The organism is Stenotrophomonas sp. PS02297 (genome assembly GCF_029959705.1).
Taxonomy (GTDB): domain Bacteria; phylum Pseudomonadota; class Gammaproteobacteria; order Xanthomonadales; family Xanthomonadaceae; genus Stenotrophomonas; species Stenotrophomonas nitritireducens.
In genome coordinates this window covers 1-12113 of record NZ_JASCOS010000028.1, presented here as the reverse complement: position 1 = coordinate 12113, position 12113 = coordinate 1, and the positions used below count along the sequence as shown (strand labels likewise).

11 protein-coding genes are annotated in these 12113 nt (G+C 69.6%); 9 read left to right on the top strand and 2 right to left on the bottom strand.

Going from position 1 to position 12113, the window contains the following annotated elements; all coding sequences use genetic code 11:
• The first annotated feature begins 117 nt into the window (after window positions 1–117).
• The 5 genes from QMX80_RS08135 (at window position 118) to hemC (ending at window position 5933) form a co-directional block, all read left to right on the top strand.
• Entirely contained in the window at window positions 118–423 is a 306-nt protein-coding gene (locus QMX80_RS08135; RefSeq protein WP_055772663.1) for a DUF3817 domain-containing protein, read from the top strand.
• A 286-nt stretch (window positions 424–709) separates the two neighbouring features.
• The gene (gene mdoH / locus QMX80_RS08130) at window positions 710–2620 is read left to right on the top strand and encodes a glucans biosynthesis glucosyltransferase MdoH (RefSeq protein ID WP_282276396.1); all 1911 of its coding nucleotides are present in this window, start codon (window positions 710–712) and stop codon (window positions 2618–2620) included.
• 891 nt (window positions 2621–3511) lie between these two features.
• Window positions 3512–4177, top strand: a complete 666-nt coding sequence (locus QMX80_RS08125; protein ID WP_057505226.1) for an alpha/beta hydrolase — start codon at window positions 3512–3514, stop codon at window positions 4175–4177.
• Between the two features lie 99 nt (window positions 4178–4276).
• On the top strand, window positions 4277–5002 hold the full coding sequence (locus QMX80_RS08120) for a LytTR family DNA-binding domain-containing protein (protein ID WP_282276394.1): 726 nt from the start codon (window positions 4277–4279) through the stop codon (window positions 5000–5002).
• Window positions 5003–5024: 22 nt separating this feature from the next.
• On the top strand, window positions 5025–5933 hold the full coding sequence (hemC, locus tag QMX80_RS08115; protein ID WP_055772443.1) for a hydroxymethylbilane synthase: 909 nt from the start codon (window positions 5025–5027) through the stop codon (window positions 5931–5933).
• Window positions 5934–6001: 68 nt separating this feature from the next.
• Here the strand turns inward: hemC and QMX80_RS08110 are convergent, their stop codons facing one another.
• Window positions 6002–6730, bottom strand: coding sequence for a DUF481 domain-containing protein (locus tag QMX80_RS08110; protein WP_235504351.1), 729 nt, complete (start codon window positions 6728–6730; stop codon window positions 6002–6004).
• Between the two features lie 206 nt (window positions 6731–6936).
• Here QMX80_RS08110 and QMX80_RS08105 point away from each other — a divergent pair, with 206 nt between their 5' ends.
• Entirely contained in the window at window positions 6937–7902 is a 966-nt protein-coding gene (locus QMX80_RS08105; protein WP_057505224.1) for a YafY family protein, read from the top strand.
• 99 nt (window positions 7903–8001) lie between these two features.
• Window positions 8002–9468: a UbiD family decarboxylase gene (locus tag QMX80_RS08100; protein WP_282276391.1), complete on the top strand. Its 1467-nt coding sequence runs from the start codon at window positions 8002–8004 to the stop codon at window positions 9466–9468.
• A 1-nt stretch (window position 9469) separates the two neighbouring features.
• On the opposite strand, the gene QMX80_RS08095 is transcribed toward QMX80_RS08100, so the two are convergent.
• Window positions 9470–9955 (bottom strand): DnrO protein, encoded by a 486-nt coding sequence (locus QMX80_RS08095; RefSeq protein WP_282276388.1) that lies wholly within the window; start codon window positions 9953–9955, stop codon window positions 9470–9472.
• Window positions 9956–10127: 172 nt separating this feature from the next.
• On the opposite strand from QMX80_RS08095, the gene QMX80_RS08090 reads away from it, so the two are divergent.
• Both QMX80_RS08090 and QMX80_RS08085 read left to right on the top strand, forming a co-directional pair.
• Window positions 10128–11126: a peptidase U32 family protein gene (locus QMX80_RS08090; RefSeq protein ID WP_282276386.1), complete on the top strand. Its 999-nt coding sequence runs from the start codon at window positions 10128–10130 to the stop codon at window positions 11124–11126.
• A 10-nt stretch (window positions 11127–11136) separates the two neighbouring features.
• A complete protein-coding gene (locus QMX80_RS08085; RefSeq protein WP_282276384.1) occupies window positions 11137–12009 on the top strand; it encodes a U32 family peptidase in 873 nt (290 codons plus the stop codon).
• The last annotated feature ends 104 nt before the right edge of the window (window positions 12010–12113 follow it).

Sequence of the window (12113 nt, the reverse complement as noted above, 5' to 3'; positions counted from 1 at the left end):
GATCGCCGGCCCGCACGGATCCTGCATGATTCATGGTGGAGCCGGCCCGCCGGGCGAAGGTCGCCTACAATCCGCGTCCTCCTGTTCGATGACGACGTGCCGATGCCCGCGAAGCCGATGTCCGCCGCCGGAAAATTGTTTGCTGTCGCCGCCCTGATCGAGGGCGCGACCTGGGCCGGGCTGCTGGTCGGCATGCTGCTCAAGTACGGTACGCAGACGACCGAACTGGGCGTGTGGCTGTTCGGGCGCCTGCATGGGCTGGCGTTCCTGTTCTACGTGGTGGCCAGTGTCCATGCCGGTGTGCGGCAGCGTTGGCCGCTGTGGGCGCTGCTGCTGGCCCTGCTGGCGGCGGTGCCGCCGCTGGTCACCGTGCCGCTGGAATGGTGGTACCGCCGCCGCGGCCTGCTGTCGCCCGCGCGCTGAGCCGGCCGCCGCTTGGCGGCCGCCATGGGGGCAGGGTGCCTGGCGGTGGCATCGATGATGCGGTCGCCGCCTGGCCGGGGATGCGGGCCAGGTGCCGGCGATGCGGTCGATCCGCCGCACCGGGCATGTTCGCAGCCTGTTTAGGTTCGATCTTCTAGCTTTTAGCGCTTGCCTGCCTCTCGGAGAGCCCCGTGCACCACGGAAGCCCTGTTTCCTCCGTTCCCGTCCCCCTGCCGGTGACGGCGCTTCCTTCCTTCCAGGCGCGTTCCGGCGCGCGGTGGATGCCATGAGCGATGCGTCCAGCGCCCTGCGCGACGCCGGCATCGCGGTGCTGCCGGCGGAAAGCCCGCTGCCGATGCCCGTGCAGTCGCTGCGACAGGGGCGCCTGCAGGGGCGGCGGCAGAACACCTCGCCGCCGAACATCGTGCTGCGCCGGCTGTACGTGTTCGGCAGCACGGTGGCGATGACGGCGGTAGCCACCTGGATGATGGCCGGTGTGCTGGCCAATGGTGGCATCAACGTGCTCGAAGCCTGCCTGCTGGGGTTGTTCGTGCTGCTGTTCGCGTGGATCGCGTTTTCCTTCGTCAGCAGCCTGGCGGGCCTGCAGGCCCTGCTGCGCGGGCGGCGCAAGCTGGGCATCCATCCGCATGCGCCGCTGCCGCAACTGCGCAGCCGCACCGCGCTGCTGATGCCCACCTACAACGAGGACCCGCGGCGGATGATGGCCGGGCTGCAGGCCATCTACGAATCGGTGGCGGCCACCGGCCAGCTCGACCGCTTCGATTTCTTCGTGCTCAGCGACACCACGCGCCAGACTATCGGTCGTGCCGAGGAACAGGTGTTCGCGCGGCTGGTCGAGGCCAGTGGCGGCCGTGGCCGGCTGTTCTACCGGCGCCGCGCCGACAACGCCGGGCGCAAGGCCGGCAACATCGCCGACTGGGTGCGGCGTTTCGGCGGCGCCTATCCGCAGATGCTGATCCTGGACGCGGACAGCCTGATGACCGGCGAGGTGATCGTGCGCCTGGCCTCGGCGATGGAGAACCATCCAGGGGTCGGCCTGATCCAGTCGTTGCCGGCGGTGGTCGGCGGGCGCACCGCGTTCGCACGCATGCAGCAGTTCGGCGGACGCGTCTACGGCCCGGTGATGGCCTATGGCGTGGCCTGGTGGCATGGCGCGGAGAGCAACTACTGGGGCCACAACGCGGTGATCCGCACCCGCGCCTTCGCCGAGCAGGCCGGCCTGCCGGAACTTCCGGGACGCAAGCCGTTCGGCGGGCACGTGCTCAGCCACGATTTCGTCGAGGCCGCGCTGATGCGCCGTGGCGGCTGGGCCGCGCACATGGTGCCCTACCTGCAGGGCAGCTACGAGGAGGGCCCGCCGACGCTGACCGACCTGCTGATCCGCGACCGCCGCTGGTGCCAGGGCAACCTGCAGCACTCCAAGGTGGTCACCGCGGCCGGCCTGCACTGGATCAGTCGCGTGCACATGCTGGTCGGCATCGGCCACTACTTCACCGCGCCGATGTGGGCGATGCTGATGCTGATCGGCATGGCCATCCCGCTGGTGCATGGCGGCATCGACCTGGCCGAGGAACTGCACCTGCGGCTGTCGCCGGTGCATTACTGGCGCGGCCTGGACGAACAGGGCGTGCTGTGGGTGTTCGTCGTGACCATGGGCGTGCTGCTGGCGCCCAAGGCGATGGGCTACGTGGCCATGCTCAGCGCGCGCGGCGAGCGGCAGGGGTGCGGCGGCGCCCTGCGCGCATTCGTCTCGGTGCTGCTGGAAACGCTGCTGGCCGCGCTGATGGCGCCGGTGGTGATGTACGTGCAGTCGCGCGGCGTGGCCGAAGTGCTGGCCGGCAAGGACTCGGGCTGGGATGCGCAGCAGCGCGACGATGGTCGTGTCTCGTGGGTCGCCTTGCTGCGCAGCTATGGCGGGCTGAGCGTGTTCGGCCTGGCGATGGGGGCGATGGCCTATGCGGTATCGCCGTCGCTGGCGGCATGGATGGCGCCGGTGGTGATCGGCATGGCGCTGGCGGTGCCGGTGGTGGGTCTCACCTCTTCGCGCAAGATCGGCGACTGGCTGCGGCGACATCGGTTGCTGTCTATTCCCGAGGAGAGCGCGCCGCCGCCGGTGCTGGTGCGGGCGGCCGAACTGCGTGCTGCGGCGATGCAGGAGCCGCTTTCCGTGGAGTAGCAGGGCGGCTCCTTGTTCTGTTGACGGCCGCGGTTTCTGGTTTGGTTTCCGGCTGTAGAAAGGATCGGGTGTCGTAACGGGTTGAAGGGTGAAGATGCCTTTGCCTTTGCCTTTGCCTTTGCTTTCGCTGTTGCTGTTGCTGTTGCTGTGCCTTTTGCTTTCAGAACCCCTTTCGCAGCGACGGAGCCGACGGACAAGACCCCGCAGGGGCGACGTGCATGGATGCACGTCGTTTTTCGACACGACAGGGACGTCCTGTCGAAAAATCCCGGCGGCGGAGTGGACCCGGAGTGCCGCAGGCACGGAGGGCGCGGAGGCAGGGGCGTGTTTTCTCTTGGTTACTTCTCTTTGCACGAGCAAAGAGAAGTAACTCGCTCCTGCGAAGCAGGGGCGAAAGCTTTGCTTTCAAGCTTCTGCTTTCATGTTTGGCCTCTGCCTTGATCTCTGGCTTGGTCCTTTGACTATCGCGTTGGTACAGACGTCTAGAGGAAGCCAGAGCAAGGCAGAAACAGGATCAAAGGCTTTCGCTCCCCTTCGGGGCGCGAGCCACCTTGACCAGCCATTCGGCTGTTGAAAAAGCCCCTCTTTGCTCGTGCAAAGAAACGTGGCCCAAAGAAAGCACGCCCTGCCTCCACGCCCGACGCGCTGTGCGCGCCGGGTCCACTCCGCCAGCGGGATTTTTCTACGCGACATCCATGTCGCGTAGAAAAACGACGCACATCCATGTGCGTCGCCCTTCGGGTTTTTCCCGCCGGCTCCGTCGCTGCGGAAGGGGATACGGAAGTCAAAAACCAGGGCAAAAGCAAAATCACAGCAACAGCAAACGACCAGCATCGGCCTTGCCTCCCGCCCACAGGCATAATGCGCCCCGGTCCCTTGGAGTCGCATGCAATGCTGGAAACAGTGGAACAGGAAACCGGCGCGGCGCCGGAATGGTCGGTGATCTGGCTGCACGGGCTGGGTGCCGACGGCCATGACTTCGCGCCGATCGTGCCGGAGCTGGTGCGGCCGCACTGGCCGGCGATCCGCTTCGTGTTCCCGCATGCGCCCAAGCGCCCGGTCAGCATCAACAACGGCATGCCGATGCGCGCCTGGTACGACATCGTCAGCCTGGATTTCCGCAGCCGTGCCGACGCCACCGGCGTGGCCGAGTCGGTGGTGCAGGTGGAGGAGCTGATCGCGCGCGAGCAGGCGCGCGGCATTCCCCTTGGCCGCATCCTGCTGGCGGGCTTCTCGCAGGGCGGCGCCATCACCCTGTCCGCCGGCCTGCGCCGGCGCCAGCCGCTGGCGGGGTTGATCGCCCTGTCCAGCTATCTGCCGGAAGTGGATGCCGCCGCCGCGCAGCTGGCGGAAGACGCCACCGCGCAGCCGGTATTCATGGCCCACGGCAGCGGCGACCCGGTGATCCCGGTGCAGATCGCCGAGCACAGCATGCAGGTGCTCAAGCAGCTGGGCTTCGGCGTGGAGTGGCACCGCTACCCGATGGCGCACCAGGTCTGCGCCGAGGAGATCCAGGCCCTCGGCGACTGGCTGCAGGCGCGTTTCGCACAGGACTGACGCCGGCGGCGGCCCCCGGGGACGGCCGGCAGCTGCCGGTCCGTGCCGGGGTTGGCTAACATGCGTCATCCGGGGAGGACTGCAGGGCAGGGGATGGCGATGAAAGTGCTCATTGCCGATGACGAACCGCTGGCGCGCGAACGCCTGCGCATGCTGCTGTCCGCCCACGGCGACGTGGTGGTGGTGGCCGAGTCCGGCGACGGCCAGGCGACGCTGGATGCCTGCGCGCGCGCGCAGCCGGACGTGGTGCTGCTGGACATCGCCATGCCCGGCATCGACGGCCTGGACGTGGCGCGGCATCTGGCGCAGCTCGAGCCGCGCCCGGCGGTGGTGTTCTGCACCGCCTACGACTCGCATGCGCTGTCGGCGTTCGAGGCGGCGGCCATCGATTACCTGATGAAGCCGGTGCGCGGCGAGCGGCTGGCTACCGCGCTGGAACGGGCCCGGACTTTCCTCGCCGGGCGGGTCGGCACGGCGGTACCCGCCGCGGCCGGGCGCCGGGTGCTGTGCGCGCGCCTGCGCGGCAACCTGCGGCTGATCCCGCTGGAGGACGTGTTCTACCTGCAGGCCGAGGAAAAGTACGTGGTGGTCCACCACGTACATGGCGAGGACCTGATCGAGGAGTCGCTGCGCTCGCTGGAGGAAGAGTTCGGCACGCGTTTCGTGCGCATCCACCGCAACTGCCTGGTTTCCCGGGAACGCCTGCAGGAACTGCGGCGGACCGCGGCCGGGCAGGTGCAGGCGGTGCTGCGCGGCGTGGCGCAGCCGCTGGAGGTCAGCCGCCGCTGCGTGGCGGCGTTGAAGGCGGAACTGGCCGGCACGTGAGCACTGCGCCGATAATGGCGCCATGAACATGCTGCGCATCGCTACCCGCAAGAGCCCGCTCGCCCTGTGGCAGAGCGAACACGTCGCCGCCCGCCTGCGCCACGCGCACCCGGGCCTGTCGGTCGAACTGGTGCCGATGAGCACGCGCGGCGACGAAGTACTGGACCGCTCGCTGGCCGCCATCGGCGGCAAGGGGCTGTTCCTCAAGGAACTGGAACTGGCGATGCTGCGCGGCGAAGCCGACTGCGCGGTGCATTCGCTCAAGGACGTGCCGATGGAACTGGACGCGCCGTTCGCGCTGCCGGCGATCCTGGAGCGCGCCGATCCTGCCGATGCCTTCGTCTCCAACCGCTACGCCACGCTGGACGCGCTGCCGCATGGCGCCGTCGTCGGCACCTCCTCGCTGCGCCGCCAGGCCCAGCTGCGCGCGCTGCGCCCGGACCTGCAGTCGCGCGACCTGCGCGGCAACGTCAACACCCGCCTGGCCAAGCTCGATGCCGGCGACTACGACGCCATCATCCTGGCCTGCGCCGGGCTGGAACGCCTGGAACTGGGCGGACGCATCCGCGACCGCCTGCGCGCGCCGCAATGGCTGCCGGCGCCGGCGCAGGCGGCGGTGGCGGTGGAATGCCGCGCCGATGCCGCCGGCGTGATCGCACTGCTGGCGGTGCTGGACGATGCGGGCACGCGCGCCTGCGTGGAAGCCGAGCGGGCGATGAACCGCGCGCTGGACGGCAGCTGCCACGTGCCGGTGGCCGGGCTGGCGCAGTGGCGCGGCGATGACCTGTGGCTGCAGGGTCTGGTCGGCGGCGTCGCCGACGGGCGCAGCGTCCGCGCCGAGGCGCAGGGGCCCGGCAGCGATCCGGAGACGCTGGGCCGCGCGGTGGCGCGGCAACTGCTGGATGCCGGTGCCGGCGAACTGCTGCGGTAGACAGGCCCGGAAACGACGCAGGAGCGCACTTGGGTGCGCTCCTGCGGGTATCGCGCCAGGAGGGCGGCTTACTTGAAGCTGTAGACCACGTTCATCGTGGTCAGGGTATCGGTCTTGCGCTTGTCCTCGGCCACGTCGCTGTTGTAGCGGGCCTGCCAGCCGGCCTTCAGCGCGAAGTGGCTGTTCATCGCCACCGAAACGCCGAAATCGTTCTGCGCGAAGGTGTTGTACGAACCGGACTCGACCAGCAGGGTGTTCACCAGGTCGGTGTTCTCGGTGAGGCCGAACTTCAGGTCGAACAGGCCGCGGCCGATCAGGCCGGTGCGGTTCTCGTCGGTCTCGGAATTGTGCGAGCGGCGCACGCCGGGGCCGATCTGGGTGTCCAGGACCAGGCGCTTCCCATCGATCAGGCGGGTGCCGTAGCCCAGACCGAAGCTGCCCTGGCGGTCGTAGGTGGCGAAATCGTCGCTTTCATAGCGCACCGTGGCGGTCAGCTGGCGGTGCTCGCCCAGCTGCAGGGCGCTGCCGGCGCTGGCGGTGTAGCGGTTGGCGGTGGTCTGGCGTTTGCGGTAGGTGCTGCCGTCGTCGGCGGTCTGCTTGTACTCGGCGCTGGAGCGCAGGCCGAACAGGTCCATGCTGTGCACCCAGTCGTCGTCGGTGTAGCGCAGCTTCAGGCGGCCGTTGAAACTCTCGGTGGTGCTGTTGCCGTGGGCCGAGGCGAAGCCGAGTTCGCCGCCGCTGCCGCTCCAGGGCGAGGTCATCGCGGCAGGGTCGGAGGCATCGTCCGCCCACGCCATCGGGGCGCACAACAGCAACGGCAGGAACAGGGAAACACGCAGGGACATCGGGAGATCTCCGGGAGAAGTCGGGAACGGGAAGCGTTTTCATGATACCGGATGGCTCCGCCCCGCCAGCCGCCCCCTCCCGGCCGCTTCGCCCCCGGTTAAGCCTGGCGGCCTCCCTGCCGCGCGCCATTCAGCGCCGAGTCGGACATAATCGGGCCATGGACCGCTACGAACGCATCAACGCACTGCATCGCCAGCTCAAGTCCGCCCGCTACCCGATCACGGTGGCGCGCCTGCAGGATGAACTGGGCTGCTCCCGGGCCACGGTCTACCGCGACCTGGCCTTCCTGCGCGACGCCCTGATGGCGCCGGTGGAGGGCGACGGCGAGGCCGGTTTCCGCTACCAGAGCGGGGAAAGCGACCGCTTCGAACTGCCCGGGCTGTGGCTCAGCTCGGAGGAGCTGCATGCGCTGCTGGCCTCGCAGCACCTGCTGGCGCGTACCGGCGGCGGCGTGCTGTCCTCGGTGCTGGCGCCATTGCAGCAGCGCATCGAAAGCCTGCTGGCGGCCCAGGCCGGCGCCTCGTCGTGGCCGGTGGAGCGGGTGCGGGTGATCCCGCACCGCGGCCGCAAGCTCGACGAGGCCAGCTTCCGCACCGTGGCCTCGGGCGTGCTCGAGCGCAGGCAGCTGTCCTTCGATTACCGCGCGCGTTCGACCGACGAGGTCACCCGGCGCACGGTCTCGCCGCAGCGCATCACCCATTACCGCGACAACTGGTACCTCGACGCCTGGGACCATGGCCGCGAGGCGCTGCGCAGCTTCGCGGTGGACCGCATCCACAAGGCGCGGGTGATCGACCAGGTCGCCCGCGACATCCCCGACGGCGAGCTGGACGAGCAGCTGGGCGCCGGCTACGGCATCTTCTCCGGCGCGCCCAAGGGCTGGGCGACCATCGTGTTCAGCGCCAAGGCCGCGCGCTGGGTGGCCGACGAGCACTGGCACTCCAAGCAGCAGGGCCGCTTCCTGGCCGACGGCCGCTACGAGCTGAAGGTGCCGTACAGCGTCTCGCGCGAACTGCTGATGGACGTGCTGCACTACGGCTCGGATGCGGAGATCGTCGAACCGCAGTCGCTGCGCGAGCAGGCCAAGGCGCTGCTGTCGCTGGCGCTGAGCAACTACGACTGAGGCTGCCCGCCGCGCAAAGCCGGCCGGCTTGACCCAGGTCATGGGTCGGCGGTGGCGCCCTCGCCAGAATCGGTGGCCCCGATGGCACGGAGCCGCCGCATGGCCTTCCACGATCTGCGCGGTTTCCTGCAGCACCTGGGCGCACGCGGCCAGCTGCGCGAACTCCCCGTGCCGGTGGACCCTGAACTGGAAAGCACGGCGCTGTGCCTGCGCGCGCTGCAGGCACAGGGACCGGCGCTGCTGATGCCGGCCACCGGCTCGGCGCATCCGCTGCTGGGCAATCTGTTCGGCCATCGGCGCCGCATCGAACTGGCCCTGGCCGGGCGGCCGCTGGCGTCGCTGCGCGAACTCGGCGAATTGCTGGCTGCGGTCAAGGAGCCGCGCTGGCCGGGCAACCTGCGCCAGGCGCTGGCGCAGTGGCCGGAACTGGCGCAGCTGGCGCACGTGGCGCCGCGCCGGGTGGACGAGGCCGCGTTCAACGAGGACGTGCGCAGCGGCGGGGACGTCGACCTGGGCGTGCTGCCGGTGCAGCGCTGCTGGCCGGAGGATGCCGGCAGGCTGGTCACCTTCGGCCTGGTGGTCACCCGCGGCACGCGCCAGGCGCGGCAGAACGTGGCGATCTACCGGCAGCAGGTGATCGGCCGCAACCGGGTGATCATGCGCTGGCTGCCGCACCGCGGCGGCGCGCTGGATTTCGCCGACTGGCAGGCCGCGCATCCCGGCCGGCCGTTCCCGGTGCTGGTGGCGATCGGCGCCGATCCGGCGACCCTGCTGGCCGCCGTGGCGCCGCTGCCCGACACGCTGTCCGAATACGAATTCGCCGGCCTGCTGCGCGCCTCGCGCACCCGCGTCTGGCGCAGCGGCCTGACCGGCCTGGACGCGCCGGCCGGCGCGGAGATCCTGCTGGAAGGCTTCATCCAGCCGGGCGACACCGCGCTGGAAGGCCCGTTCGGCGACCACACCGGCTACTACAACGCGCAGGGCACCTTCCCGGTGCTCACCATCGAGCGCATGCGCCTGCGCGCCGGCGCGATCTACCACGGCAGCTACATGGGGCGCGCGCCGCACGACGAACCCTCGGTGCTGTCGATGGCGCTGAACGATGTGTTCGTGCCGATCCTGCGCAAGGTGTTCCCGGAGATCGTGGATTTCTACCTGCCGCCGGAAGCGTGCTCGTACCGCGTCGCGGTGGTGAGCATCCGCAAGCAGTACCCGGGCCATGCGCGGCGGATCATGATGGGTATCTGGTCCTACCTGCGCCAGTTCACCTATACCAAGTTCGTGATCGTCACCGACGAGGACATCGACGTGCGCGACTGGCCGCAGGTGATCTGGGCGATCTCCACGCGGGTGGACCCGGCGCGCGACAGCATGCTGGTGGAGAACACCCCGATCGACTACCTGGATTTTTCCAGCCCGACGCCGAACCTGGGCTCGAAGCTCGGGCTGGACGCCACCCACAAGTGGCCGGCGGAAACCAGCCGCACCTGGAGCCGGCCGATCCGGCTCGATCCGGCGGTGGAGCGGCGCGTGGATGCGCTGTGGCGCACGGCGATGGCGGACTGAATCAGTCCGCCGTGGCGTCCCACTGCGGGTCGTCGAACAGCTGCGGGTAGCGCGCCAGCGCCGAACGCATGCCTGCGATCTCCTGCACCGGCACCTGTTGCGATGTACACACCGCTTCGGCGCCGGCCAGGAACTGCGCCAGCAGGCCATGCAGCGCCACGTCGGCATCGGGTTCCAGCCTGCAGTTGGCGAAGATGCCGTCGACCGCGGTGTCGATCAGCGCCGCGGTGCTGCGGGCCTGGGCGATGCCCATGTGGCCGTGTTCGTAGTGCTCCAGCGCCTGCACCGCCACGCGGATGCCGCGCATGCCTTCGCGCAGCGGTGCGTCGGTGGTCCAGCGCTGCGCGGGCGCCGGCGTCGTGGCGGCAGCTGGCGCGTGCGCGTGGGCGGCGTGCGCTTCGTGCGCCGACTGCGCGCTGGCCGGCTGTGCGGACAAGGCGCCTGCAAGAATGAGCGCGGAAGCGGAAAGCAGGGTCGTGCGTTGCATCGTTCTTCTCCGGGACGATGGGGGATGCCCACCTGCGACGCAGCATCACACGCGCCCGGCATGCCGCCCATGACCCACGTCAACGCCGTACGCGGACGCAGCTTGACCCATGTCAAGGACGCACGCGGCCGCCGGCAGGATCATGCCGGCTCCATCGCGCTGGAGCCACCGCATGCAACTGGTATGTCCCGCCGGCAACCTGCCGGCCCTGCAGGCGGCGGTGGATGCGGGAGCCAACGCGGTCTATGCCGGCTTCCGCGACCAGACCAATGCGCGCGCCTTCCCCGGCCTGAATTTCTCCGACGACGAGCTGCGCGCCGGCATCCGCTATGCGCATGCGAGGAAGGCCAGCGTCTACCTGGCGCTGAACGCCTATCCCGACAGCGCGCGCCTGAAGGACTGGCATGCCGCCGTGGACAAGGCCGCAGCACTGGGCGCCGATGCCATCATCGCCGCCGAGATGGCGGTGCTGGACTACGCCGCGCGCACCCATCCGCGGCTGCCGCGCCATCTTTCCGTGCAGGGCTCGGCGACCACCGCGCCGGCCCTGCGCTATGCATACGAGCGTTTCGGCATCAGCCGCGCGGTGCTGCCGCGCGTGCTGTCGCTGCAGCAGGTGGAGCGGTTGTGCGAGAAATCGCCGGTGGCGCTGGAGGTATTCGCCTTCGGCAGCCTGTGCATCATGGTGGAAGGCCGCTGCCAGCTCTCCAGCTACGTCACCGGCGCCTCGCCCAACCGCCATGGCGTGTGTTCGCCGGCGAAATTCGTGCGTTGGGAAGAGCAGCAGGACGGCAGCCGCAGCGTCCGCCTGAACGACGTGCTGATCGACGAATTCAAGCCGGAGGAGCCGGCCGGTTATCCCACCGTGTGCAAGGGCCGCTTCGAGGTCGGCAGCGAGATCTTCCATGCGCTGGAGGAACCCACCAGCCTCAATACGATGGAACTGCTGCCGCGACTGAAGCAGATCGGCGTGGCCGCGCTGAAGATCGAGGGCCGCCAGCGTGGCGTGGCCTATGTCGGTCCGGTCACGCGTACCTGGCGCAGGGCCATCGACCAGGTCATGGCCGACGAAGCGCGCTGGCAGCTCCGGCCGGAATGGCAGGCGGAGCTGTCGCGCCACGCCGAAGGCCACCAGACCACGCTGGGTCCGTACCACCGCGCCTGGCACTGAAGGAACAACGATGAAACTCAGCCTGGGTCCGCTGCAGTACTTCTGGCCGCGCGAACGTACGTTCGCGTTCTACCGCGAGGCGATCCACTGGCCGCTCGACATCGTCTACCTCGGCGAAACCGTGTGCAGCAAGCGCCGCGAACTGCGCACCGCGGACTGGCTGGCGCTGGCCGGGGAACTGGCGGCGTCGGGCAAGCAGGTCGTGCTGTCCACGCTGGCGCTGATCGAGGCCGAATCCGAACTCAGCGTGCTCGACCGGCAGGTGTCGCACGGCGGTTTCTGGATCGAGGCCAACGATCTGTCGGCGGTGCAGCTGTGCCGCGAAAAGGGCCGTCCGTTCGTGGCCGGGCCCTCGCTCAACGTCTACAACCACCGCGCGCTGGCGATGCTGGCCGAGGACGGCCTGCGCCGCTGGGTGCCGGGCGTGGAGCAGGGCCGCGCGCTGATCGGCGAACTGGCCGATGCCTGCATCGCCGGAGGCGGCGCGATGCCGGAGCTGGAAGTGACGGTGTGGGGGCGCCTGCCGCTGTCGTACTCGGCGCGTTGCTTCACCGCCCGCGCGCTGGACGTGCCCAAGGACCAGTGCGGCTTCCGCTGCATCGAACATCCCGATGGCATGCCGCTGGCGACCCGCGAAGGGCGCCCGTTCCTGCGCATCAACGGCATCTCGGTGCAGGGCGAGGAAATCACCGACCTTGGTCCGGAACTGCCGGAACTGCGTGCGCTGGGCGTGGACATCCTGCGCCTGTATCCGCAGGCCGCGGGCATGGAAGCGGTGGTGCGGCATTTCGATGCCGCCCGCGCCAGCGTGGTGGCGCCTGCCCGCATCGGCCAGCGCAACGGCTACTGGCATGGCGAACCGGGCATGCGCACGACCGCATGAGCCCGGGTGTCCCGCGCGCAAGGCCGGACGCGCGTCCGCTCAATGCCGCCGCGCATGGGCCTCGCGCGCGGCCCGCAGCAGCCGGCTGCCACGCTGCAGGGCGA

What these genes read in the sequence shown, in the direction of transcription:
- QMX80_RS08090 (WP_282276386.1), top strand. Translation starts at nt 10,128, where the DNA reads ATGCAACTGGTATGTCCCGCCGGCAACCTGCCGGCCCTGCAGGCGGCG.
- QMX80_RS08110 (WP_235504351.1), bottom strand. Translation starts at nt 6,730, where the DNA reads ATGGCGTGGGCGGACGATGCCTCCGACCCTGCCGCGATGACCTCGCCC.
- QMX80_RS08105 (WP_057505224.1), top strand. Translation starts at nt 6,937, where the DNA reads ATGGACCGCTACGAACGCATCAACGCACTGCATCGCCAGCTCAAGTCC.
- hemC (WP_055772443.1), top strand. Translation starts at nt 5,025, where the DNA reads ATGAACATGCTGCGCATCGCTACCCGCAAGAGCCCGCTCGCCCTGTGG.
- QMX80_RS08085 (WP_282276384.1), top strand. Translation starts at nt 11,137, where the DNA reads ATGAAACTCAGCCTGGGTCCGCTGCAGTACTTCTGGCCGCGCGAACGT.
- mdoH (WP_282276396.1), top strand. Translation starts at nt 710, where the DNA reads ATGAGCGATGCGTCCAGCGCCCTGCGCGACGCCGGCATCGCGGTGCTG.
- QMX80_RS08120 (WP_282276394.1), top strand. Translation starts at nt 4,277, where the DNA reads ATGAAAGTGCTCATTGCCGATGACGAACCGCTGGCGCGCGAACGCCTG.
- QMX80_RS08095 (WP_282276388.1), bottom strand. Translation starts at nt 9,955, where the DNA reads ATGCAACGCACGACCCTGCTTTCCGCTTCCGCGCTCATTCTTGCAGGC.
- QMX80_RS08125 (WP_057505226.1), top strand. Translation starts at nt 3,512, where the DNA reads ATGCTGGAAACAGTGGAACAGGAAACCGGCGCGGCGCCGGAATGGTCG.
- QMX80_RS08100 (WP_282276391.1), top strand. Translation starts at nt 8,002, where the DNA reads ATGGCCTTCCACGATCTGCGCGGTTTCCTGCAGCACCTGGGCGCACGC.
- QMX80_RS08135 (WP_055772663.1), top strand. Translation starts at nt 118, where the DNA reads ATGTCCGCCGCCGGAAAATTGTTTGCTGTCGCCGCCCTGATCGAGGGC.